At 33.3% G+C, this 24,973-nt stretch carries 25 protein-coding genes; 12 read left to right on the forward strand and 13 right to left on the reverse strand.

Annotated elements, in window-relative coordinates:
- Positions 1-85: 85 nt before the first annotated feature.
- Complete coding sequence (locus tag ACFSR1_RS21650) at positions 86-700, forward strand: DUF1684 domain-containing protein (RefSeq protein WP_378295118.1); 615 nt, start codon at positions 86-88, stop codon at positions 698-700.
- A 102-nt stretch (positions 701-802) separates the two neighbouring features.
- Positions 803-1,519 carry a hypothetical protein gene (locus tag ACFSR1_RS21655; protein ID WP_378295119.1) on the forward strand — a complete coding sequence of 239 codons (717 nt, stop codon included), beginning with the start codon at positions 803-805 and terminating at the stop codon, positions 1,517-1,519.
- 84 nt (positions 1,520-1,603) lie between these two features.
- On the opposite strand, the gene ACFSR1_RS21660 is transcribed toward ACFSR1_RS21655, so the two are convergent.
- The 4 genes from ACFSR1_RS21660 to ACFSR1_RS21675 all read right to left on the reverse strand — a co-directional run bounded on the left by ACFSR1_RS21660 (position 1,604) and on the right by ACFSR1_RS21675 (position 4,890).
- Positions 1,604-2,707, reverse strand: a complete 1,104-nt coding sequence (locus ACFSR1_RS21660; protein WP_378295120.1) for a porin — start codon at positions 2,705-2,707, stop codon at positions 1,604-1,606.
- Positions 2,708-3,007: 300 nt separating this feature from the next.
- Positions 3,008-3,346, reverse strand: coding sequence for a P-II family nitrogen regulator (locus tag ACFSR1_RS21665; protein WP_378295121.1), 339 nt, complete (start codon positions 3,344-3,346; stop codon positions 3,008-3,010).
- A 59-nt stretch (positions 3,347-3,405) separates the two neighbouring features.
- On the reverse strand, positions 3,406-3,771 hold the full coding sequence (crcB, locus tag ACFSR1_RS21670; protein ID WP_378295122.1) for a fluoride efflux transporter CrcB: 366 nt from the start codon (positions 3,769-3,771) through the stop codon (positions 3,406-3,408).
- Positions 3,772-3,855: 84 nt separating this feature from the next.
- Positions 3,856-4,890, reverse strand: coding sequence for an SRPBCC family protein (locus ACFSR1_RS21675; protein WP_378295123.1), 1,035 nt, complete (start codon positions 4,888-4,890; stop codon positions 3,856-3,858).
- A 186-nt stretch (positions 4,891-5,076) separates the two neighbouring features.
- Between ACFSR1_RS21675 and ACFSR1_RS21680 the strand changes: the two genes are divergently transcribed.
- On the forward strand, positions 5,077-7,128 hold the full coding sequence (locus tag ACFSR1_RS21680) for a dipeptidyl-peptidase 3 family protein (RefSeq protein WP_378295124.1): 2,052 nt from the start codon (positions 5,077-5,079) through the stop codon (positions 7,126-7,128).
- Positions 7,129-7,207: 79 nt separating this feature from the next.
- Here the strand turns inward: ACFSR1_RS21680 and ACFSR1_RS21685 are convergent, their stop codons facing one another.
- The 7 genes from ACFSR1_RS21685 to ACFSR1_RS21715 form a co-directional block, all read right to left on the reverse strand.
- The gene (locus ACFSR1_RS21685; RefSeq protein WP_378295125.1) at positions 7,208-8,377 is read right to left on the reverse strand and encodes a cupin domain-containing protein; all 1,170 of its coding nucleotides are present in this window, start codon (positions 8,375-8,377) and stop codon (positions 7,208-7,210) included.
- A gap of 350 nt (positions 8,378-8,727) precedes the next feature.
- On the reverse strand, positions 8,728-8,925 hold the full coding sequence (locus ACFSR1_RS21690; protein WP_378295126.1) for a hypothetical protein: 198 nt from the start codon (positions 8,923-8,925) through the stop codon (positions 8,728-8,730).
- A gap of 108 nt (positions 8,926-9,033) precedes the next feature.
- Positions 9,034-9,951: a YfaP family protein gene (locus ACFSR1_RS21695; protein ID WP_378295127.1), complete on the reverse strand. Its 918-nt coding sequence runs from the start codon at positions 9,949-9,951 to the stop codon at positions 9,034-9,036.
- Between the two features lie 103 nt (positions 9,952-10,054).
- A complete protein-coding gene (locus ACFSR1_RS21700; RefSeq protein WP_378295128.1) occupies positions 10,055-10,681 on the reverse strand; it encodes a response regulator in 627 nt (208 codons plus the stop codon).
- A complete protein-coding gene (locus ACFSR1_RS21705) occupies positions 10,678-12,570 on the reverse strand; it encodes a sensor histidine kinase (protein ID WP_378295129.1) in 1,893 nt (630 codons plus the stop codon). Before ACFSR1_RS21705 ends, ACFSR1_RS21700 begins: the two co-directional genes overlap by 4 nt.
- Complete coding sequence (locus ACFSR1_RS21710; protein ID WP_378295130.1) at positions 12,571-13,224, reverse strand: hypothetical protein; 654 nt, start codon at positions 13,222-13,224, stop codon at positions 12,571-12,573.
- Positions 13,225-13,237: 13 nt separating this feature from the next.
- Entirely contained in the window at positions 13,238-14,317 is a 1,080-nt protein-coding gene (locus ACFSR1_RS21715; RefSeq protein WP_378295131.1) for a hypothetical protein, read from the reverse strand.
- Positions 14,318-14,976: 659 nt separating this feature from the next.
- On the opposite strand from ACFSR1_RS21715, the gene ACFSR1_RS21720 reads away from it, so the two are divergent.
- On the forward strand, positions 14,977-15,363 hold the full coding sequence (locus ACFSR1_RS21720) for a pyrophosphohydrolase domain-containing protein (RefSeq protein WP_378295132.1): 387 nt from the start codon (positions 14,977-14,979) through the stop codon (positions 15,361-15,363).
- Between the two features lie 74 nt (positions 15,364-15,437).
- Here the strand turns inward: ACFSR1_RS21720 and ACFSR1_RS21725 are convergent, their stop codons facing one another.
- Positions 15,438-16,505, reverse strand: a complete 1,068-nt coding sequence (locus ACFSR1_RS21725) for a branched-chain amino acid aminotransferase (RefSeq protein ID WP_378295133.1) — start codon at positions 16,503-16,505, stop codon at positions 15,438-15,440.
- Positions 16,506-16,689: 184 nt separating this feature from the next.
- On the opposite strand from ACFSR1_RS21725, the gene ACFSR1_RS21730 reads away from it, so the two are divergent.
- The 3 genes from ACFSR1_RS21730 to ACFSR1_RS21740 all read left to right on the forward strand — a co-directional run bounded on the left by ACFSR1_RS21730 (position 16,690) and on the right by ACFSR1_RS21740 (position 18,893).
- Complete coding sequence (locus ACFSR1_RS21730) at positions 16,690-17,196, forward strand: DUF4920 domain-containing protein (RefSeq protein ID WP_378295134.1); 507 nt, start codon at positions 16,690-16,692, stop codon at positions 17,194-17,196.
- Complete coding sequence (mnmD, locus tag ACFSR1_RS21735) at positions 17,196-17,882, forward strand: tRNA (5-methylaminomethyl-2-thiouridine)(34)-methyltransferase MnmD (protein ID WP_378295135.1); 687 nt, start codon at positions 17,196-17,198, stop codon at positions 17,880-17,882. The genes ACFSR1_RS21730 and mnmD overlap by 1 nt, the downstream gene beginning before the upstream one ends.
- 108 nt (positions 17,883-17,990) lie before the next feature.
- Positions 17,991-18,893, forward strand: coding sequence for a TIGR01777 family oxidoreductase (locus ACFSR1_RS21740; RefSeq protein ID WP_378295136.1), 903 nt, complete (start codon positions 17,991-17,993; stop codon positions 18,891-18,893).
- Positions 18,894-18,967: 74 nt separating this feature from the next.
- On the opposite strand, the gene ACFSR1_RS21745 is transcribed toward ACFSR1_RS21740, so the two are convergent.
- Entirely contained in the window at positions 18,968-19,639 is a 672-nt protein-coding gene (locus ACFSR1_RS21745) for a YceI family protein (RefSeq protein WP_378295137.1), read from the reverse strand.
- A gap of 161 nt (positions 19,640-19,800) precedes the next feature.
- Here ACFSR1_RS21745 and ACFSR1_RS21750 point away from each other — a divergent pair, with 161 nt between their 5' ends.
- The 5 genes from ACFSR1_RS21750 (at position 19,801) to ACFSR1_RS21770 (ending at position 24,954) form a co-directional block, all read left to right on the forward strand.
- A complete protein-coding gene (locus tag ACFSR1_RS21750) occupies positions 19,801-20,343 on the forward strand; it encodes a nucleotide exchange factor GrpE (protein WP_378295138.1) in 543 nt (180 codons plus the stop codon).
- 10 nt (positions 20,344-20,353) lie between these two features.
- Positions 20,354-21,469, forward strand: a complete 1,116-nt coding sequence (gene dnaJ, locus ACFSR1_RS21755) for a molecular chaperone DnaJ (protein ID WP_378295139.1) — start codon at positions 20,354-20,356, stop codon at positions 21,467-21,469.
- A 345-nt stretch (positions 21,470-21,814) separates the two neighbouring features.
- Positions 21,815-22,744 (forward strand): ABC transporter ATP-binding protein, encoded by a 930-nt coding sequence (locus tag ACFSR1_RS21760; RefSeq protein WP_378295140.1) that lies wholly within the window; start codon positions 21,815-21,817, stop codon positions 22,742-22,744.
- Entirely contained in the window at positions 22,737-24,038 is a 1,302-nt protein-coding gene (locus tag ACFSR1_RS21765; RefSeq protein ID WP_378295141.1) for an ABC transporter permease, read from the forward strand. Before ACFSR1_RS21760 ends, ACFSR1_RS21765 begins: the two co-directional genes overlap by 8 nt.
- 1 nt (position 24,039) lies before the next feature.
- Complete coding sequence (locus ACFSR1_RS21770; RefSeq protein ID WP_378295142.1) at positions 24,040-24,954, forward strand: mechanosensitive ion channel family protein; 915 nt, start codon at positions 24,040-24,042, stop codon at positions 24,952-24,954.
- Positions 24,955-24,973 lie beyond the last annotated feature (19 nt).

Genomic DNA, 24,973 nt, shown 5'->3' on the forward strand with positions numbered 1-24,973 from the left:
TTTTGTCGAAAAACTATATACAATTTTAGAGAATATTAACTGGTTTATTGTGAATGCTTTGTACTTTTGCAAAAAATAAGGGGCAGTGTACAGATTATCTTTTTTATTATTGCTATTCTTTGGCCATGTGGTGGCTCAGGATTCTACAACCATTAAAAAAATATTGGCATTCCAGGAAGAACTTAATAAGGAGTTTGCTTCTGAAGAAAAATCGCCATTGACATCAAAGGACTTCAAGACGTTCAAGGAATTGGATTTTTTTGATATTGATACGACTTATAGTGTGATAGCAAAATTTATCAGGACACCTTATGAGACTCCTTTTATCATGAAAACTACTACAAATAGGGAACCAGTATATGTTAAATATGGCGAGGCTCATTTTGTACTTCAGGAAAAAGAATGGATATTAAATATATACCAAAATCAGGGATTAAAGACACAAGCGGAGTATGAAGACTATTTGTTTCTTCCTTTCACGGATTTAACTAATGGAGAAACCAGTTATGGAGGAGGTCGGTTTATGGATCTTAAAATTCCCGAAGGAGAGGTGATTCTAATTGATTTTAATACAGCGTACAATCCATATTGTGCGTATAGCGAAAGATATTCTTGTCCGATTCCTCCAGAGGAAAATCATTTGGAAATAAAGATTCCTGTTGGTGTTAAAAAGTATAATAAGTTAGAGGAGAATAAATAAGTTAATTAAAAGTTAAAGCGAAAATTTAAAAGTAACATTAATAGTTTTTGAGAAACTATCTAATACTAAGTAAGTATTTATTAACTCTTAAAAACTAAAATTATGAAAAACTACTTATCAAAACTAACCGTTTTTTTAATGTTCATTTCTATGACAACATCGTGTAGTAAGGATGAAATAGAAACCTCTGAACAAATTAATAATCAGATACGACAAGAAACTTATTTATTACTCAATGGTAAAAAACTTAAACTAGAATATGATCTTGAAGAAAAACAATATCTAGTAAGTAATGATTACTTAGAATTTGAAGAAATAATGTCAAATTCGGAAGACTTGGTAATAGCTAATGATGGATCGGATGTTTTAAAGATTCGAAAATTAGATTATTATAATGATAATTTTACTTCAGAAAATATCTCTAAATCTTGTTGTGTTTATTCTCGAGTAACATTATATGAAGGTGAAAACTACAATGGGGAAAATATAATTTTTCATTTAAATAGTGCTTACCCGGATTATAAGTTTGTACCATTAAAAACTCGTTGTGTACACGGAATTCTTCCTGTTGATTATAGTTGTCAAGTAGATTTAACAAAAAAGGTATCTTCTGTTGAGCTTTACGATAATTCGTATCTTATTTTGAAATATCCAAATCCAAACCCAAGAATTCGTGGTGAAAGGTTTTATGCATTTGAAAATCCTGGATCTTTATCTAATCCAGATGTGCTGAGATTCTCCTTGAAAGACATCAGCATTGGTAATTATAATCTAAATAATAGATTTACATCTATTGGAAAAGTTAGGTTCTTTTTTTAATTAGATTAAAAATACTAAAAAAAGCGCTCTGATAATTTCAGAGCGCTTTTAGCATAAACAAACAATATATTAAACTATAATATATTAAAACTTATAGATGGCACCAAGTACAAAAGACGAAAGGCTCTTGTTAAACTCTGCTGGATTATCGTTATCTGGGAAAGTATCCTCAGAAGTAGAATCCAATCTTATTTCTGGTTTAAGCGTTAGATTTCCTATGTCATAACTACCTGTAAGTGTAGCTGCAACAACGCTTCCATCTCCATCAGCATCTGTTACTAACGCGCCTGCACCACCTTCAAACTCAGCAAAATACTCTCCTCTTAGTCCAATACTAAACTTTTCAGTAGCCTTAAACTGTGGATATAATGCTACTCCATAAAATCCTGATGCATCAGCATCTCCTTGATCTTCTGTAGTTAAATAGGTTGCATTAACTCCTAAGTAAAATTTTTCTGAAAGATCCCATCCTGTAGTAAGATCAGCTTGGAATGTTGGACCCACCAATCCCGGTTCTCCTTCGTTTCCGTATCTAAAGTTAAGATAAGCGCTACCATTATCAGCAGAATATCCTATTTGAGCACCAAAAATATAGGTGTCGAATGGGTTGTTCTCTGTATAATCAGTTGGATTCATAACTGCTACCATTGCAGACCAATTATCATTAATTGCAATATCAGCCTTTAGTCCTGTATGAGAGAAAGGTCCATAAGAGAACATATAAGAAGTGGAATAGTTAAAATTTCCTGTCGGAGAAATTACTTCGTACCCAAGATATGTATTGAAATTACCGAAAGTAAGTTTGAATTTTTCAGTAACGTTCCAGTAAGCATATAATTGGTTAATAATCTGAGCAGAATCAGTAGAGTTAAACACAGCATCTTCTCCTCTTTGACCATACACAAGGTCAGCTACAAATCCTACTTTTTCTCCTTCATAGCCAAGAATTACATTGGCCATACCTAAAGCAAATCCAGATTCATTAGCAAATGAAGTAGCCGGTGCTGTAGAATTATCGTTTTGTGCCCCAAAATTATATCTGAAATATCCATCTACAGATCCATTAACAGAAAAATTATCGAACCATTTCTTTTCTTCTTCCTCTTGTGCGATTGAAGTAAAGCTAATAAGTGCTAAAGAAAAAAGACATACTTTTTTAAAAAGTTTTGTTACGGTTTTTGTTTTCATAATAAACATTAATTGGTATTAATTTGTTTTTAATTGGAGCTGTAAAACTAGTTCAAAACTTTTTCACCCCAATAAAAAAAGGGGTGGTAAGGGGTATTTTTAAGTATTTTTGATTTTATACCCCTAAAAAATTAGACATTAACGTTTATTTAAAGGTTTTTTAAGAATTTGAAACTGGGTTTTTTAAATTTTGAAATTTCAGGCCTAACTTTTCTGATGCGAACTATAAAAATGACAGAATTAAAAATGAAAAAGGCTTATCAAAACTGATAAGCCTCTAATAAATAATTAGTGTTTATATTAACTTAATGCTTGATTACCATGTTCACCGGTTCGTATTCTATAGGTATTTTGTATTTCTGATACAAATATCTTTCCATCTCCAATTTCGCCGGTTTTGGCAGCATCAATGATCGTTTGTACGGTTCTTTCCTCAAACTCATCAGATACAACTAAAGAAAGATATCTACGTTGTATATCAGAAGTACTATAACTAATACCTCTATAAACGTGACCTTTCTTTTCGTTTCCAACACCGGTTACATCCCAATACGTAAAAAAGTTTACTTCAATTTCATGCAATGCATCTCTAACTTCTTTAAATCTTGATTTACGTATGATAGCTTCAATTTTTTTCATTTAATGTTGGTTGTTTAAAAGTGGAAGGATGGTTAATAAATGCTTAAGGTAAGAATTCCTTACTTTACCATCCACATACCTAAAAATACTAAAAGAAATCCTATAACGAAAGAACCTATAGTATAAATACTAAAACTCATAAAGTCTCCTGATCGTAATAACATATGATTTTCATAAGCAAACGTAGAAAAGGTCGTGAATCCGCCACAAAAACCTGTGGCAAGTAGTAAAACTGTATTTTGCGATAAGGCGTTATTTTTTAGTGCCAGTCCTAGAATAATACCTATGAGAAAGCTACCCAAAATATTGGCAGTAAATGTTCCGTATGGAATTCCGGTAGTGTCACTATTTAAATATTTACTAATCAGAAATCTTGCTACACTACCTGTGCCGCCTCCTATAAATACTAGAATTAACTGTTTCATTTTGTAACCTTAGTTGCTAGATAAAAAGCTAAAATTTAGATAAGAAAATCTTCTAAATTTTAGCTTTTCAAACTGTCTGGGTTGTTACTTTATCGGAATATAAATCTCGGTGATCCATTCTGCGGGATTAGGCTGTATGCTAGGATCTGTTCTATACACTTCAAAAGCAGGAGATGCAGAATTAGCTTCTAAACCATTATCCTCAATATACTTATAACCTGTTTCCCAGGCCTCTTTTAGATTTACATAATCTCCTTTTAATGTTGTCTTTACTACTTTTTGTTGTGGTAAAGAACTGCACAGAATATTGCTGTCTGCAGGCGTTATTACTTCATCTCTAACAGGTATTCCCGTAGAATAAATTGCAGTTCCTTGCTCTTGATTAAACTCGTTATAGATGGTAAAAGGCATTCCGGTTTGAGGCAGATTGTTTTGTTGTATATAGGACATTACTGCAGGAAGCATTTGAGCCATTTTCTGAGAAATATCGGCAATTGGAGAAGCAGTAGCAATATACATATAGAAACCACCTCTGTGCTCTGTTACTCCATCTACGTGAACAGAATGTTCCTTCATTTTTTCCTGTACAAAAGCATCTAACTTTTCTAACCCTTTACTATACATTGGCTTTATGTTTTGAGACAATGTGCTATCTTGTGTCATCCAGAACGCTTTTTCCATAAAAGATTGCTCTCCTTTCATGCCCCAGGTAACCTTTGTTTTTTTACTTTCGAGTTTCTCAAATTTCCAGTAAATCTCACTTTTACTTTCACCCATTGGAGTAATAAATGTAATACTTTGATCGATACTGGTAAATGGAGCAACTTTGATAGTCTTCATGCTCCCATCACCCTGGGTTTCACTTTTCCAGCTGTAGGAGGCACCATTACCGCTAGTTTGATTGGCATATTCCATAATCATATCATCAGAATCATCCATCCATGGTCCCCACTTCTCCCAGGTCTTATATTCATTAACAGTATTAAATAGTAGTTCCTCGGGAGCTTCTATTACTCTGCTTTCTTCTACCTGAAACTTCCCATCGGTCATGGCGATGTAAGCAGCTCCTCCAATAACAACGAGTAATAAAAGAAAGAATAAATATTTTATGATTTTCATGTTAGTTAGTTTAGATTGTTTGTGTAGCTAATATAGTCAATTTTTGAGATGCTTTCTTAGTTTTAAGATTTTCAGAGAGTTGGCCATTTTAATTTTGAACATTTCGATTTTTACAGTTAAAATGATTTCTGAAATCATGATTTTTTTTATTTCGTTACATTTGCTGAGAACAATAAACATAAACAAATGAAACTTAATCGTATACTATTTTTTATGGCTATCAGTATGATGCTAATAGCTTGTAAAAAAGATCCAAGCATACAGGATCAGATCAACCAGCAAGAAAAAGCTCAGGAAAAAGCCGAAGAAAAATTTAACTATGTAGTTGAGCAGTTTGCAGATATTAAAGTACTTAGATATCAGATTCCAGGATGGGAAAATCTTTCCTTAAAAGAACAAAAGTTAGTCTATTATCTTACCCAAGCTGGTTTGAGTGGTAGAGATATTATGTGGGATCAAAATTACCGACATAACTTAAGTATTCGTAAAGCATTAGAAAAAGTGTACACAACGTATACAGGGGATAAAACAACAGCTGACTGGAAAGTTTTTGAAACATATCTAAAGAGAGTTTGGTTTTCTAATGGAATTCACCATCATTATAGTAATGATAAGATCAAACCAGAATTTGGTAAAGAATATCTGACTTCTCTTTTAACAGAAACCAAAACTGAGTTATCTCAGGATGCAATCGATGTTATTTTTAACGCGGAAGATGCTAAAAAAGTAAATCAGGCAAAGGGTGTTGATAATGTTGCCTTATCAGCGGTTAACTTTTATGGACCTGGTGTTACCAATAAAGATGTAGCTTCTTTTTATGGAAATATGAAATCTCCCGATCCTGAAAAACCATTGTCTTATGGTTTAAACTCTCAATTAGTAAAAGAGAACGGAGAGCTTAAAGAAAGAGTATATAAATCAGGAGGATTATACGGTACTGCAATTGATGAGATTATCAAATGGTTAGAAAAAGCACAGGATGTTGCAGAAAATAAAGCACAAGGTGATGCTATTGGATTATTAATTGAGTATTACAAAACAGGAGATTTAAAAACTTGGGATGATTATAATGTGGCCTGGACCAAGGCTACAGAAGGTAATATTGATTATATCAATAGTTTTATCGAAGTCTATAATGATCCATTGGGATATAGAGGGTCTTATGAAACTATCGTGCAGATCAAGGATTTTGATATGTCTAAAAAAATGGCGGTTTTATCAGAAAATGCACAATGGTTTGAAGATAATTCTCCATTAATGGATGAACATAAAAAAGATAGTGTTGTTGGTGTTACGTATAAAGTAGTTACGGTGGCTGGAGAAGCAGGCGATGCTTCGCCAAGTACGCCAATAGGGGTAAACCTTCCAAACGCCAATTGGATCAGAGCTGCAGTTGGGTCTAAGTCAGTATCCTTAGGGAATATTATTGGAGCTTATAACAATGCAGGTAGTTCAGGACGTTTAAAGGAGTATGTTCATGATGATGAAGAATATGAATTAGAAGAGAAATACGGACAATTAGCGGATAAATTACATACAGCGTTGCACGAAGTAGTTGGACATGCATCGGGTAAACTAAATCCAGGAGTGGGTGAAACTAAAGAAACACTTAAAAATTATGCTTCTACGATGGAGGAAGGACGTGCCGATTTAGTAGGTTTATATTACTTAATGGATCCAAAACTACAAGAATTAGGATTGGTAGAAGACTGGGAAAAGGTAGGAAAAGCTGCTTATGATGGTTATATCAGAAATGGATTGATGACACAGCTAATACGTTTGAATCTTGGTGATGATGTAGAAGAAGCACATATGCGTAATCGCCAGTGGGTGAGTGCTTGGGCTTTTGAACAAGGAGCTAAAGATAATGTAATCGAAAAGGTTACCAGAGACGGAAAAACATATTACAATATTAAGGACTATGCAAAACTACGTGAGATCTTTGGTCGTTTATTACGCGAAACACAACGTATCAAATCTGAAGGCGATTTTAAAGCAGCAGAGGAATTAGTAGAAGGATATGGTGTAAAAGTTGATCAAGCAATTCATGCTGAAGTTCTAAAGAGAAACGAACAATTTACATCTGCTCCTTATAGCGGATTTGTAAATCCGGTTTTAGTTCCAGAAATGGACGATAACGGAGAAATTACAAAGATCAATGTAACTCAGCCTAAAGATTTTGTAACGCAGATGCTAGAGTATAGTAAGACATACGGATTCTTGCCTGAAGTGAATTAGGAAGAGAATACCGTTTAATGTAAATCACCTTCCGGAAAACTAGTTCTAGAAGGTGATTTCTTTTTTTTTAAAGATAACTCTAAGAAGCAATATCTAGTACTCCAATTTTAGAAAGTTGCTTGGTAACCAAAATTTTGCTTTCATCATCTAGGTTACAGTTAATTTTATGTATAGGTAATGGTTTGTCCTGTACTATGAGAGTGTTTAGAAATAACTCACATTGAATCGGCATCGATAGCTTTAAATCATAAAATTTCACATCTATTTTTTCGCAGTTTTTGATCATTCTAAATTTATTTTTCTCTCTGATTTTGATTTTAGAGTCTTTGTCAATACGATCAATATTGACCATTTGGCTTAATTGCCCTTGCGCAATAGATTTTTGTCTACTATAAAAATCATCGATAATTTCTTCATCCTGCTGTAATTCTTTAATAAGATTGATTACCACATCAGTAACTTCTTTGATTTCATTATTTTTTTCCTCTTCGTTCATCATATGAAACTTGGTAAATTTTCTTAAAGGAAGGATGGATTTAGATTTTTCGATAAGAACTTCTGCCAGATGTTCTGCCCAAGTTTTGCCAATAATACCAGTGGTGATGTGTCCCGAGTTTTGATGGGTACAGTAAGCATCGTGTACAATGCCTCTGGGTATGTATAAAACATCTCCTTCTTCTAAAGTGAATTCATCAATTATGTTTCCAGGAACAAATGTTTCTTTATCAAAAGGGGTTGTTTTGTCGGCTAATGGTACTGGTTGATCATATATACGCCAATGTTTGGATCCTTCAAATTGAAAAATAAAAACATCATGAGTGTCATAATGAGTAGAAAACCCTTGTGACTTTTTTGGGGTTAGATAAATGTTTGTTTGTACACGATGTTTGAAAAAAGTTTCTAACTCATTGGTTAATTTTCTGAGGCTATATATTTTATTCTGAAGTCCTGACATTACTAATGTACTTCCATTTTCAAAAGCATTAGAAAATTTTAATGGATCAATAATATCAGAATCTTTGATTGTATATTCCTTAGCATTAGGTTTTTCGGTCTTAGAATGGTCTGCTAACCTAAAATCTGGATGATGGTTGGTCAAAGAAAATAAAATAGAGTCTAGGTCCTTTACAGAAAGTAATTTATCGAAGAACTTTCGATCTCTATTTTTAATGACTAAATGTTTTTTTTCGAAATATTTTTCAAAAAAAGTATCTGTTGTTACCGGATGTAATATTTCTTGTAGATTCATTTTTTAGTAGTTTTATATGAATGACGTTTTTTGTTTTTTGGTGCTAGAGTATGATTTATTGATATCATCATTTTATATGTTGATTGGATGATGATAGGAGCATGAGGAGAGAATAAAAAGACAGGCTAAAAAAAAGAAGATGTATGTATTCTTCGTAGTAAATTTTTTAAAATTCTCAAGGAGTTTTGTATTGTAACGGTAATATGTAATCATAACTTGAATGTTTGTTGTTATGTTAAAATTAAATACAAACACAAAACAAAAAAATACCCAAAAACGGGTATTTTTCCAGTTACAATTTTGTGAAACAACGAAGTAACTTTTTTTGTTTTTCAAAATCGGATTATCCATTAATCCGAATCTGCACAGTTAACTCCGGCTCCCACAGCATCTCCACTATTGCTATCCGTACAGATTGGACTATCTGTGGTACAAGAAGTTGTTACTGCAAGTGATGATACCAATAAGGCCGAATAAAATGTTCTCCTGAAATTGTAGTTTTTAGAAACATTGTCAATTTCGAAATCTGAAAGTTTCAATTTTGTCATAATAAAATATTTTAAAGTTTTGTTAAATTTAAATAAGGACTGAAGGCAAAAAAATACCCGATTACAGGTATTTTTCTGGCTTAATTAACTCAATAAAAAGTAACAAATCTAGTTTTTGTTATACGTTATTGTATTAGAATTTCCACTACTAATAGTACCATTATATGTGTTAACCGTGCCACCATTATCTCGTACGGTGATGGTATAAGATGTGGAACTACCACTAAATATGTTTACATAGAATTGATAGGCACCAGAAGGACCACCATTAGCCCAGGTGATATTTTCTGAATTGCCTCCGGCACAATTTCCGGTACAGTCTACGTCTAGTGCTCCACCAGATGTTGATTGTCTATTTAGATAGGATAGTGTTTCTCCATTTGGATCCGTTACATACAGATCTAAGTCGGCACTACCAGACCAGGTAAGATTAAATCGAGGACTTCCGTCTTGTCCTTGCAAACCTCCACAATCTGCAGGATCGACCAGACCCTGACAAGAAGGTTCATCACAATTACCACACAGCATCGCTACATCCCTGATATTACCTCTGGAAATGTTACCGGCAGATGTTTGGGCAAATTCATAACACTTAATATCATGACAAACTTGTGAGAGATCTGCACAAATTCCCTGATTGATCAAGAAATCAAAATTTCCGGTACCTGAAGTTGCACCATTGGTATTTATCGGAACAAAATAAATAGGTCCTGTAGTTCCAAAACGCATTCCTACAGCGTTTACATTGCCGTTTGGTGCGTTAAAAGAGATAGAATTCGTCATAGCTTGCCCCGAAGCAAGCGGAACAACACTAGAAGAACCATTACCAATAGTAATAGATTCGTCAATTTGTACAGTACTTGGATCTACTACAAAAGAACCAGCAGGTAGTACTAAATTGTCGTTCATGATATTCGCAATTTGTGCCGGATCAGAAATCCCCGGGTTTCCTGAATCGCCATTATCTTCGCTACAACCGTAGCAGAAGAGTAGTCCAATAATCGTTGTTAGATAGAAATTTTTCATTTGAATGGTGTTTTTTGTTTACACCAAATCTACCTTAGAAACAAGCACAAAAAAATACCCGTAACAGGGTATTTTCGTTTTCATTGTAAATACGTCTTAGACGTTAAAAATCATATTTTTTTTCAATTGCGTACCGCAGCAATTCTCCTTTTCCGTGCAGTCCTAGTTTACGAATGATGTTTTTGCGATGTGTCTCTACAGTAGATACAGAATTGAAGCGGATAGCAGCAATTTCTGAAGAGGTTTTTCCTTGTCCTATAAGTGTTAGAATTTCACGTTCACTTTTAGATAAAACTGTTTTTTTTGCCTGTTGTTCTGTATCTTCAGAGAAGAAAGAAGGATCAATAGTAGCATCAAAATAGGTGTTGCCTTTCATGACTTCCTGGATAGCGGTCAATACTTCTTCTAGTGGAGAGTTTTTTAGTAAATAACCAGAAGCTCCGGCTGCTATCATTTGTCTCACAGCATCTTCCTGATCAAACATAGAGAAAGCAATGATCTTGGTGTGCGGTAATTCTTTTTTGATGATTTTTGTAGCGGCTATACCGTCAATCTTAGGCATGCGGATATCCATGAGCACTACTTTGGGCTGCTTTCTTCTTACGATGGTTAATAATTCTTCGCCATCATTGGCCATACCAACGATGCTAACTTCTTCTTCATATTTTAATAATAAATGAATACCATCGATAAGTGACTGATGATCTTCTGCAATAGCTACTGTAATCATATTGGTACGTTTATGATGATGTTCGTTCCTTTTCCTATGGTAGAATCAATCTCAAAAGTTCCTTCCATATGTTCTATCCGTTTTTCGATGCTTTTTAGTCCCATACCATCTTTTTCTGGCAGTATTTTAGCATCAAAGCCTTTTCCGTTATCTTCTACAATAATATTAAGGAGGGAATCATGATTGGTTAATGAGATATTGATCTCAGATGCATTCGCGTGTTTGATTGTGTTCGTAATCAATTCCTGAATAATCCTAAAGATGGAAATCTCTAATGCATTATCCAATCGTTCATCTAAACCATAATCCTGTACTTCTATTAGTAAACCATCACCGTTAGATGCTTTTTTTGCTAGATTTTTTATTGCTGGTAGCAATCCTTGTTTCGCCATCACACCGCTATTTTTTTCGTGGGCGATGGTTCGTACTTTTTGGTAGGCTTCATCCAGTAGGTTATTGGTTTTGCTGTAGAGTTCTTCTATATTTTCCGCTTTAGGATTGTCTCGATTGTTTTTTAGGTGATCAAAATGCAGTTTTACTGTGGCTAGTGTACTGCCCAGATTATCGTGTAGATCATTGGCCAAACGTTGCCGTTCTTTTTCCTGCCCGGAGATCATGGCGTCAATCGCAGTGAGTTCCTGTTCTTTGAGTAGTTTTTCTGTTTTTTGGATTTCGATTTCGCGTTCTTGCTCTGCAATCCGTTGTTTGCGTTTGGTGTTTTTGTACATCAATATAGCGATAATCGAGCCTATAATTAATATAGAAGTAGAGCCAATAAGCAAATTTCTATTTTTAATTCGTTCGGCTTCACTTTTAAGATTTGTATTTAGAAGCTGAACTATTTTTTTTTCTTTTTCTAAAGTCTGATATTTAGTTTCGTATTCAGAGACTAATTGTTTTTTTTTCGATTGGTCATTCAGTAACTCTAACTCTAAATATTTAATATAGTAATCTTTGCTTTGATCAATCTTACCTAATGCTTTGTAAATCTCGTATTTCCAATAATATAAAAAAGTTTTAAGAAGTTTATAGATATAAATGTTTTGATTCGTATTAATCTTATTTATTACGTTATAAGCCTCATTAAATAATCTTTTTTCAAATAAGACTATGGATAAATTTATTTTTGCGCAGATAAGCCTTTCGTTTTCAAAAAGTCCTTCCAAAGACTCTAAGTTTTTTATTGCCTCCCTTATTAGGAATTCACTTTTATCCAGATCTTCTTCTTCATATCGAAAATATGCTGAAAACGTAATATCTCTTTTAGCGTTTAAAAAAGTAAAGTTAATATCCGAAAGCTGATCATTTACCTTAAGAAAATTTACTAAGTATTTCTTTTCAGAGTTATAATGCTGTTTTTTTATTAATTTAAACTCTTTAAGAATACAGTTTTTTATTTCAAATTCATCATAAGCATATTTCCTATATTCACTAATGTAATATTTGTAAGATTCATCTCCAATTACTGATGTAAACCTTTGATAAATTTCTAAAATGATTTTCAGAGTTTCACATATTAGAATTTTATCTTTTCTTTTTTTAGCAAGGTTAAGGGCTTTTTTAAGTGTTCTAAAGGATGATATTTCATTTCCATCCTTCAGATATTCATAAAGTGCTTTATTTATTAAATTAAGATTGTAAGACAAGGAAAGTGTATCGTTATTGTTATAAGCTTTAAAAACTGGACTAGGGTTAGTTCTTTTATTATGCATTATGTCATAAAAAAACTCTAACTGTTCCTGTAAAGCTTTATCATCGACCCCTTTCAGAATGATCTGTGCGGTAGGATAATCACTAATTCTTATAGCATTGAAAAATTGCTTACTATCATTATTGCAAAATGATACAAAGCAATTAAGTAACGTTATAATTATAACTATTTTTTTCAATTAAATAAGAAAGCTTCTACTTGGATTACATTGACTTAAAAGAGTACCGCCGTCATTTCTTCCACTAAATGGTTCATCAATAATGTGTCTTTTATGACCCAATTCTAATAGTTCATCACCAGTTCTTCTAAAATGATATGGATTTATGTATTTCGACTGTAAGGGGTTTGATTCATTATAATATGTACTATCCGGAATATTTTTTACACAGTCCACGTTTAGCGTCATTCCTTCTAAAGGGCTTTTAATAGGATTTAATCTGCATTCAGTAATTTCTTCATTATAATGAAATGGTTTTGTGTAAATTGTTAGCTCACAGTCTATTCTATGAGTGTCTAAAGTTTTTTGTTGCTCTTCTTCTGTTAGTTCGTCAAAACCTGGAATATTTTCCCTCAAAAAGTTTTCATTGTCTTTCTTTTCTTCATCATCTAAAACTTCTATATTTGGATACCCCGTAAGTCCCATGGTAATAGCACCAGTATAATTTTGTAGCTTAAAACTGCAAGTATAAATGAATTTATCACCTTCTTTTTCAACTTTAATAAATTTAATATAAATCATGTAAAAAGTTCCATAATGTTGACAACCAACTATTGGTTGCCAATTTTGATAGTCTTTTACCTGTACGTTAAATTTTAATGCCTCGTGTGCCATTTTGATTTTTAGTTTAGTTATTATTGTATTCTTCTAAAATTTTATGAAATTCATCGTTTGGAATATTTTTATTGATGATATCGAATTCTTCAGGTGCTTCAATAATATTTAGAAATAAACCTCCTTTAATAGTATTTAATTTTACGCGAGTACTATATTCATTGATATGGTTTTCGAAATCATTTATGTCAATATTCAACTCTCCGGTTTTTAGATAGTTTCTAACACTATTATATATTAATTCTAAGTTGTCTACCTCCTTTTTCTTAATTTTGATGCTACAGGAAGTTTTAATATCAAACTCTTTTATTTTATGTACTATATGATCCAATAACAAATTTGAATCACGATCTTTATAGTTGATAATAGTTTGATTAATATCTTGGGCTAAAAAGAATATACTAAAGTCATCCTCATAAGGAGCCTGAATGTTCTCTTTTATGGAATTATTGAATTCAATTGATTTTTGAGAATAGAAATTTATAAATGAATCCTCAACTATTTTTTTATCAGGGCTAAAAGTGTTGTTTGTAATCCAAATTCTTTTGATTCGAAGTATGTTATTGCCGATGTAATTGTCATCTACCCAAAAACTCTCTCCCTTGTTGTTTTTTGGATCCGAAACTAAAATATATTTACATTCATTTTTGATTCCATAACCAGTAACTAATAGGATATGATTTGAAACTGCCAGGATTATCGGGAAGTTGTTTTCTTTCAGGGTTCTTTTTACATAATCATAATCGAGTAATTTATTTAGAGTTGAAGTCCGTTCTGCACTATTGCTATATGACACGAGATCTATTTCATTGCATTCAAAGCCAAATACATCTTCTACCAAGCCTTCTACATCATCAAATTCTATTGGAATGTTACAATTGTAATCTGGGTTTTCCTTATTACAATTCCAAGAGCCGTTCTTGTAATTGTCATTATAATAAGAAACGAAATTATGCTGTTCTTTACCCATTTTAGGAGTGAAATTTAGTATCTCTGAAATCCATTGAAAACAAGCTGCCCAACACCAATTGGTTTGCAGTTGATATTTGTAGTCAATATTAAAAGAATAAAACTTGTTTTCAGTTCCAGACATCAGTAAAATATTTAGTCATTCCAAATCTCTTCAAAAAAATAAAAGCGTTCCATACCCAATACAAGGTATTTTTCCTTTTCTAGGTAAAAAACCTCAAAAGATATTGTACCAACTATCAAAGATATTGGCTATAAAAACTAGTACTTGATTGAAAACTAGGGGTATAGTTTTTTTACTCTGGCCTTAAATACATCTTTAAGACAAAAAGCAACAAAATAAAGATAATAAAACCGATGAGAATATAAATACTGCCTTTGTAATATTTGCGATGTAGTTTAAGATCTTTTCGGTAGCTAAATATCATTAAAATGATAAAAGCGACTACAAAACATCCTGCAAATATCCACTGACCAGTACTAAACATATTATGTTATTTTTACAGCAAAGATAATTTACATTATACAAACTTTTAAAATAAATTACACAAACCTTTGTGCCTTTCTCCTCTCGGGAGAAATATGAATGAGGGCTCTAAAAGAATGAGTGATTTATTTTAAAAGTTTTTTAAATAAAATTTTATGAAAGATAAATTTGCCACACTGAGTCTGTCTAAGCGAAGTTAACTATTATGTTGAAAAAGTCTTCGACAAGCTCAGGCTGACAGCGATATATTTGTTTAATTTTACTTCTTAGAATTTTAAAAACTTCAAATTATACAGATGAAAGATAAAATTGCTGCTGTACAAGAATTTCATACAGCTTTTGAAATCGGATATAAAAACCAACCTATTGCCGATCTGGGAGAAGCTAAAAACAAACTTCGTTTTAATTTGATGAAAGAAGAAAATGAAGAATATTTTGAAGCCGCCCAGAATAACGATTTAGTAGAAGTAGCAGATGCACTTGGTGATATGTTATATATTCTGTGTGGAACCATCATCGAACACGGAATGCAACATAAAATAGAAGAAGTTTTCACAGAGATTCAGCGCAGCAATATGAGTAAGTTAGGAGAAAACGGTAAACCAATCTATCGAGAAGATGGTAAGGTGCTGAAAGGACCTAATTACTTTAAACCAAATATTAAAGAGATTCTTGATCGATAATGATAACTAAAAATGCCTCTAGAATATTCTAGAGGCATTTTTAGTTATCTTAATTCGTAACTCTTAATTCGTAATTACACCTTCACTCTCCAACCAAATGGATCTTCAGATTTGTTATATTGGATATTCATAAGTTCTTTCTTAAAATGAGAGGCGTACGAGTCATCTAGTTTATCTAACTCATAATGTTCCCCCTTATAGCCAAAAGCTTTTACTGGACTTACAACAGCAGCTGTTCCAGCTCCGAAAATCTCTTTTAAACTACCATTCTTATAGGCTTCTACGATTTCGGTTACTTTTATTGGCCTGACTTCTACAGCATATCCTTGTCTTTCTGCTAATGCAATAAGACTTTTGCGAGTAATACCGTCCAATATCCGATCGCTAACAGGAGCTGTCAATAATGTGTCATTTACTCTAAAGAAAACATTCATCGTTCCAGCTTCTTCAACATATTCGTGAGTGTTGGAATCTGTCCATATAATTTGTTGATAGCCCTGTTCTTTAGCAAGTTTGGTTGGGTAAAATTGACCCGCATAATTACCGGCAGCTTTTGCATATCCGAAACCTCCACTCGCAGAACGGCTAAATTTTTCTGCAACCAAAACACTTACATCACCACTATAATAGGATTGTGCAGGAGAACAAATGATCATAAAACGGTATTCATCTGCCTCTGATGCAGAAACACTTGCTTGCGTAGCAATGACAAAAGGACGTATGTATAATGAATTGCCAAAACCAGACTTAATCCATTCATTGTCTAGTTTTAATAATGTATTTAGGCCATCAAAAAAATATTCCTCTGGGAATTCGGGCATTGCTAAACGTTCTGCCGATTTATTGATTCGTCTAAAGTTTTCATCAGGTCTAAAAAGAAACGTATCTCCGCTATCATCCTTATATGCTTTCATTCCTTCAAAAACTGCTTGACCGTAATGAAACACTCTTGCAGATGGATCGAGTGTAAGAGGACCGTAAGGAACAATTTTAGGTGTTTGCCACGCACCGTTGACATAGTCGCATACAAACATATGGTCTGTAAAAACTTTACCAAAAGCTAAGTTTTCAAAATCTACTTGTCCAATTTTTGACTCATTTACTTTGGTGATTTCGATCTCCTGCGGAACTGCATTTCTCATCCAATTGTTATTTATAGGGTTGTGAAAGTTTTTGAAAATCAACTACGACGCTTTTTATTTACAAAGCCTGACAAAGTCAGAATCTGGGCACGTAGTAAAATTTTAAACAAAAATACCTTTTTCTGGTAAATTAAGAATTTTAAAAATGTTTAATTTTGCGAAACACTATTAATAATAATGTATTATGAAAAAAATCACACTATTTTTTGCAGGATTGTCATGTTTAGTAGCTTGTAATTCTGTTCAAAAAGAAAAAGAGTCTTTCTCAGTTCAGGACATAGCATTAAGTGAGTATAGCGGTTACGGAGGAAAAATTTCTTCTGAAACAGTGTTGTATAAAGATGCAATTGCTGAAAAATATAAGAATCTTGCAGAAGGTGATACTATAGACGTTTCGTTTTCGAGCACCGTAAATGATGTTTGTAAGGCCAAAGGTTGTTGGATGAAGGTTGCTTTGGATGGAGAAAATGAGACTATGGTGAAGTTTAAGGATTATGGATTTTTTGTACCAAAGGATATAGAAAATGATACTATCATTGTTCAGGGTAGAGCATATGTATCAGAAACATCTGTTGAAGAATTACGTCATTTGGCTTCCGATGCAGGAAAATCAGAAGAAGAAATAGCAGCGATTACTGCTCCAAAGAAAACCTATTCTTTTATGGCTGATGGGGTTTTGGTAAAACAATAATGGAAAAGAAACTAAAACGTGAGATTATAACCACTTCCGACGGTTCTACTACGATTCATTTTCCGGAGTTAGACGAGCATTACCATTCTAAACACGGAGCTATTAATGAAGCGAAGCATGTTTTTATAAAAAATGGTTTTGACCATATTTTAGCTTCCAGAAAGTTTCTTGAATTAAATATTTTGGAAATCGGTTTTGGAACTGGATTAAATGCCTTTATAACCTATCTAGAGGCTACAAAAATTCAACAAAAGATTAATTATGTGGGTGTGGAAGCGTATCCGGTTTCAATCAACGAAACGAAATTATTAAATTATGTAGAGCAATTAGCTGCTCAGTCTGATCAAGACATTTTTGATGTGCTGCATGAATCGTCTTGGGAAGAGCAGAACACAGTATCTTCTTCTTTTTTTCTTACAAAACGAAAGCAATTTTTTGCAGATATCGAGGATGAAAATTGCTATGATTTAATTTATTTCGATGCTTTTGGTGCAAGAGTGCAACCAGAGTTGTGGGGTGTGGATATTTTTAAAAAAATGTACGATGCACTTTCTGAATATGGTGTTTTAGTTACATATTCAGCAAAAGGAAGTGTAAGACGTGCAATGCAGGAAGTTGGTTTTTTCGTAGAAAGACTTCCCGGGCCTCCAGGGAAAAGAGAAATGTTAAGGGCAACTAAGAATTAGACGTTATTTATGTTTTTCTTAATCAATGATTTTAATATTTGTTAAACCTATAATAAAGAGGTAGGTTATGTTAAAAGCGGATGTTACTTTGCACTAAATAACTCAACAATGAAAGTTTTAATTACTGGTGCAACCGGACTTATTGGTCAGGAAATTGTAGGACTATGTCATCAATCAAATATTGATGTAAATTACCTTACAACAAGTAAAAATAAACTAACATCAGATAAGAATTATAAAGGATATTACTGGAACCCTTCTTCTGGTGAAATAGATTTAGATTGCTTTGAGGATGTGGAGGTAATTATTAATCTTGTTGGCGCAACAGTGGCAAAACGCTGGACCAAAAAGTATAAACAAGAAATTATAGATAGTCGTGTAGACACTGCCTCCATTATTTTGGAATCCCTAAAAAAAATAAAACACTCGGTACGTCATATCGTTTCGGCAAGTGCTATTGGAATATATCCGGACTCTTTTCAGAATTACTACAAAGAAGATTCTACAGAACTAGATTCGGGTTTTTTGGGGGAAGTGGTGACCAAATGGGAAGCAGCTGTTCGTAAATTCGAAACTCTGAATATTGAGGTTAGTCTCCTTAGAATAGGGCTAGTTCTTGCTAATAAAGGAGGAGCATTTCCTAAAATAGCAAAACCTATTGAAAAAGGAGTAGGAGCAGCTTTTGGAAATGGAAAACAATGGCAAAGTTGGATTCATCTCGAAGATCTTGCACGCTTGTTTATGTATGTTGTGGAAGAAGAATTAACAGGAATCTATAACGCTGTAGCACCTAATCCGGTTTCTAATGAGCGATTAACGAATGTTGTTGCTGATCAAGTAGGTAAAAAAATAATATTGCCTAACATACCTAGGTTTATGATGAAACTCATTTTAGGAGAAATGCATGTTCTACTTTTTAGTAGTCAAAGGGTATGTAATGATAAAATTATCGAGACAGGTTTTCAATTTAAGTATGATAATATTACCCAGGCAGTTGAAGATCTTATTTAACAGAATAAATAATAAAATATAAAAGGCTGGCATTTTAAAAGTGCCAGCCTTTTATTATATATTTCGTTTAGGAATTAAGCTTTGTTCGCTTTTAAGCTTACTTTTAGCTCGATATCATCATTGATAAATTTATCTCCCAAATTTTCGAAAACAGATTTAGAACCATAGTTTACTCCCCATTCAGTACGATTGATGGTAAATACCTCACTTGTCAAAGTCATAGTATCTCCATCTACAGATGTTGAAGCAGGAAATGAAATGTTTTTCTTGATTCCTTTGATAGTTAGGTTTCCTTCCACCATTGATTTTCCATCTTTTTCAGAAATACCAGTTACTTCAAAAGAAGCGTTTGGAAATTGAGCCACATTAAAGAAATGATCTTCTTTTCCTTCGCCTTCACCTTTAAGGTGCCCTTCCAGGCCTGCTTTGTCATCGCCTTCTAGATCCGTCACATTGATGGACGTCATATCAATTACAAAAGAACCACTTTGGATTTTTCCTTCCTGTGTTTTTACTTTTCCTTCGGCAATGCTAATAGTTCCTGTATGTTGCCCGGTAGGTTTTTTACCCGTCCACTCAATAGAACTAGCTGCCGTATCTACGGCATATGTAACTGCTTCTGCAGGAGCTTCTACTACTTCTTCTGCAGTAGTTGCTTCTGTTTCATTTTTTTTCTCTCCTTTACAAGATACCGCCGCTGCCATTATAACAACAATTGCGAATAGGTTTAACCATTTGGTTTTCATAATAATGTTAGTTTATAGTTTTAGAAAATCAAAATTATTTTTTTAGAAAAGGAATATTCTTAAATATATACTAAAATATTCCAGTGACATTATGACATTTATTCAAAAATGGCAGTACTTTTGCATCTTCAAAAAAGAAACTTATAAAAGGTACTAGTTACATGAGTAAGAAAAATAAAAATAAGGAAGATGTAAAAGATCAAGTAGAAGAAGTACTTGATACAACTGTAGAGGAAACAGAAGTAAAAGAAATAGATGTTGAAGCACAACTAAAAGAAGACTTAGAAAAAGAAAAAGATAAGTTCTTAAGACTTTTTGCAGAATTCGAAAATTATAAGAAGCGTACTTCAAAAGAACGAATAGAATTATTTAAGACAGCTGGTCAGGATGTTATGCAATCTATGTTGCCTGTTTTAGATGATTTCGATCGTGCGATGAAAGAGATAGAAAAATCTGCAGACAAAGATTTATTGAAAGGGGTGGAGCTTATTCATAATAAACTGAAGGAAACTTTGAAAAGTAAGGGGTTATCTGAAGTAGAAGTAGCAGCAGGTGATGTATTTAATGCAGATGATCACGAAGCGATCACACAAATTCCTGCACCAACTGATGACTTAAAGGGCAAGATCGTAGATGTAATAGAAAAAGGATATAAATTAGGAGATAAAGTCATTCGTTTTCCTAAGGTGGTAACCGGACAATAAGACAAATTAGATGAAAGAAGATTTTTATGATATTTTGGGCATTAGTAAGAATGCTACCGAGGCCGAAATCAAAAAAGCGTATCGTAAAAAAGCGATAGAATATCATCCGGATAAAAACCCAGGAGATAGTTCTGCAGAAGAGAAATTTAAGAAAGCAGCAGAGGCATATGAAGTACTAAGTGATCCTGATAAAAAAGCACGTTATGACCAATTCGGACACCAAGCATTCGAAGGCGGTGGTGGTTTCGGCGGTGGCGGAATGAATATGGATGACATATTCAGTCAGTTTGGTGATATTTTTGGAGGCGGCGGTTTTGGTGGTTTCGGCGGCTTTGGCGGTGGAGGCGGTAGACAACGTCGTGTAAAAGGTAGCAACTTACGTATACGAGTAAAGCTTACCCTAGAAGAGATCGCCAATGGAGTAGAGAAAAAAATCAAAGTAAAACGTAAGATTCAGGCTCCAGGAACAACGTATAAAACTTGTGGAACTTGTAATGGTAGTGGTCAGATGACAAGAATTACCAATACAATTTTAGGTAGAATGCAAACTTCTACTACCTGTTCTACTTGTGGTGGTGCCGGACAAACAATTGATCACAGACCTGCAGATGCCGATGGACAAGGATTAAAAGTTTCAGAAGAAACAGTAAGCATTAAAATCCCGGCTGGAGTAGAAGATGGTATGCAGCTAAAAGTTGCTGGTAAAGGTAATGAAGCTCCAGGAAATGGAATAGCAGGTGATCTTTTGGTAGCTATAGAAGAACAGGATCATCCGCAGTTACAGCGGGAAGGAGATAATCTTCATTATGATCTGTATATTAGTTTTTCTGAAGCTGCACTTGGAGCCTCCAGAGAGATTGATACCGTATCCGGAAAGGTTAGAATTAAGATAGAAGAAGGAGTGCAGAGCGGTAAAATATTAAGACTTAGAGGTAAAGGAATTCCTAGTATTAATGGCTACGGCAAAGGAGACCTTTTAGTACACGTAAACGTTTGGACTCCAAAAACACTCAATAAAGAACAAAGAGAGTTTTTTGAAAGAATGGCACAGGATGATCATTTCAAACCTAGCCCAGATAGTAAAGACAAATCATTTTTTGAAAAAGTAAAAGATATGTTTTCATAAAAAACAAGAATGATTACAGTGTAAGTACAATCATTCTTAAATGCTGATTTTTGTTTAATAAAAATTCGTATATTTGAGACATCACTAGCGCATTTAGTGATAATTTTTCTTTTTCATAGCAATTTTTTTCCCATCCTTAATACTTGTATTTAGGGTGGGTTTTGTTTTTATAAAAGCAAAATTGTTGCGATGAGTGGATTTGTAATATTAGAATGGTTTTACTATTGATTCTTTGTCTTATTTAATAATAAGATGACTTAATCTACCAGTGTTTATTTCATTTCATTAATATTTTAACTTACTTAGCAGCGTTTTTTAATTTCAGAATAAATCACATTTTTTTATATGACCAATCTTTTGGAAGTACAACAAGCAACAAAACAATTTGGAGACTTTATAGCTCTAAATGATGTTTCTATTAAAGTGCCAAAAGGGAGTATTTTTGGATTGTTAGGTCCAAATGGAGCCGGTAAAACCACTTTGATTAGGATTATTAATCAAATCACGCTTCCTGATACCGGCAGTGTATTTCTGGATGGAGAACCTTTGCAGCCTCATCATATTAAGGATATAGGCTATCTTCCGGAAGAAAGAGGATTGTATAAATCTATGAAAGTTGGTGAGCAAGCTTTATACCTTGCACAACTAAAAGGTTTAAGTAAAAAAGAAGCCAGAGAGCGACTTAAATATTGGTTTGATAAATTTGATATATCACACTGGTGGGATAAGAAAATACAAGAACTATCTAAAGGGATGGCACAGAAGGTACAATTTATTGTAACAGTACTTCATAGACCTAAATTATTAATATTTGATGAACCTTTCAGTGGTTTTGATCCCATCAATGCTAACGTTATCAAAGATGAAATCCTTCAATTACGTGAAGAAGGTGCTACGGTAATTTTCTCTACACATAGGATGGAAAGCGTAGAGGAATTATGTGATCATATGGCTTTGATTAATAAATCTAACAAAATATTAGAAGGGAAAGTTTCTGATATCAAAAGAGAGTATAAATCAAATACATTCGAAGTCGGATTATTGTCAGAAGACAAGGATGAATTACAGAGAAGCTTACAAGATAAATTCGTAATTGCACCTGCTGATTTTAAAACTATAGAAGATCAGCTTAAGTTAAAAATATCCTTAGAACAAAATACTTCGCCTAATGAACTACTAAGATATTTGTCTGAAAGAGCACAAGTTGTTCGGTTTAACGAAGTAATACCAAGTGTAAACGAAATATTCATTAAAACCATAACCGAAAATGAGTAGTAATTTACAGTTAATCATTAGGAGAGAATTTATATCTCGTGTACGTAACAGAACTTTTGTGGTAATGACATTTCTAAGCCCATTAATTGTGGTTGGAATGATTGCATTGATTACTTGGTTAACAACAATTAATAATGATGAGGTTAAGAAAGTTGCTGTTGTTGATGAAACAGAATTGTTTATTTCTGATCTTATAGATACCGATGAAGTAACATATATTAATTATAGTAATGTTGATCTGGAGACCGCAAAGGACTCGGTGATATCCAAAAAATTATATGGGTTACTCTACATTCCAGAGAAATCTTCTAATAAAGAATTATCAGAGTCTATTCAGTTTTATGCAGAAGAATCTCCTAATTTTTCAATATTAAACAGGATTGAACGGATTATAGCGAATAAGCTAACAAAACAAAATTATAAGGCAGAAGGACTTAATTTAGAAGCAATAGAGAACTCGAGAGCAAAAATAAATATTCAGATAGAAAATTTTTCTGGAGAGAAAACTTCTAAAATGTCCAATTACGTAAAAATGGCATTTGGTGGTCTTGCAGGATATTTGTTGATGATGTTTATTATTATTTATGGTAATATGGTGATGCGTTCGGTAATCGAAGAAAAAACCAATCGTATTATCGAAATCATTATCTCTTCAGTAAAACCAATGCAATTGATGATGGGTAAAATTTTGGGGACCTCTTTTGCCGGAATTCTCCAATTTCTTGTTTGGGTAATTCTGGGAGGAGTACTATTGTTAGTCGCTACTTCTGTCTTTGGGATTGAACCACAACCCGTGGGAGTAGATCCATCCATAGCTTTACAAGAGAATAATCAACAAGAAATTCAACTTTTGATTCAGGATATATTGAAACTTCCACTACTTACATTAGTACTTTCATTTTTTGTATACTTTATAGGTGGCTACTTTTTATACAGTTCAATTTATGCGGCTATTGGAGCAGCGGTTGATAGTGAAACAGATTCGCAACAATTTATGTTGCCTATTATTTTACCGTTGATGTTAGGAATTTATGTAGGTTTCTTTGCAGTGATAGAAAACCCACACGGAACTGTTTCTACAGTGTTTTCTATGATTCCACTCACATCTCCGATTGTAATGTTGATGCGAATACCCTTTGGAGTTCCCTGGTGGGAAATTTTGATATCAATTTTGTTACTTATTGGGAGTATTATTTTTATGGTTTGGCTTGCTGGTAAAATCTATAGAATTGGTATCTTGATGTATGGTAAAAAGCCAAGCTATAAAGAGTTGTTTAAATGGCTAAAGTATTAACATGATCCAGGAAGAGATTAAAGAACAGGTAGGAGAAATTACCGAACAGGTAAAAGAAGTTATAGAAAAGGATGTTTGGGGTACTATCAAACATTTTTTAGACTATGAAATATTTCATTTCGGTACTAAAGACCCGGTTATATTAACGGTTCGAGTGGTGGTTTTGGTGTTGTTATCGATAGTAATAGCCTCAATTTTTTTGAAGTTTGTTAGAAGAATCATTACCAAAAAATTAGCGCATCAGGATAAAGTAAAGTTTGAGTCTGTATTTTCATTTGCCAAGTATTTTATTTATATCATTATTATCTTCATTACCTTAGATAATATTGGATTCAATATTACTGCAGTTTTTGCGGCCTCTGCTGCACTGTTAGTTGGTGTTGGTTTAGCATTACAGACACTAATTCAGGATATTATATCTGGCGTATTTATTTTTATAGATCAAACTGTACACGTTGGTGATATTATAGAGCTTGATGGTAAAGTTGGTAGAGTAGAAGAGATCAAACTAAGAACGACACGTGCGGTGACAATAGATAATAAAGTGCTGATTATACCTAATCATAAATATCTAACTTCTACATTGTACAATTGGACTCAAAATGGGTCTATTACGCGAGAGTCAGTGGAGATTGGAGTGGCTTATGGAAGTGATGTAAATTTGGTAAAAGAGTTGCTTATAAAAATTGCAATGGATAATGATAAGATTCTTAAAACCCCGGAACCATTAGTATTGTTTACAGATTTTGCGGATAGCTCGTTAAATTTTAAGCTTGTTTTTACCATGAACGACAGTTTTCAGGCTGGAATTCCAAAAAGTGAAATAAGATTTGAGATTATTCGTTTGTTTAGAGAGAATAATATTAATATTCCATTCCCTCAAAGAGAAGTTACTATCTTAAAACCTAAAGAATAGTATCAAGTTAAGTCCCTAG

This window comes from Aquimarina rubra (assembly GCF_042684305.1).
Classification (GTDB): Bacteria; Bacteroidota; Bacteroidia; order Flavobacteriales; family Flavobacteriaceae; genus Aquimarina; species Aquimarina rubra.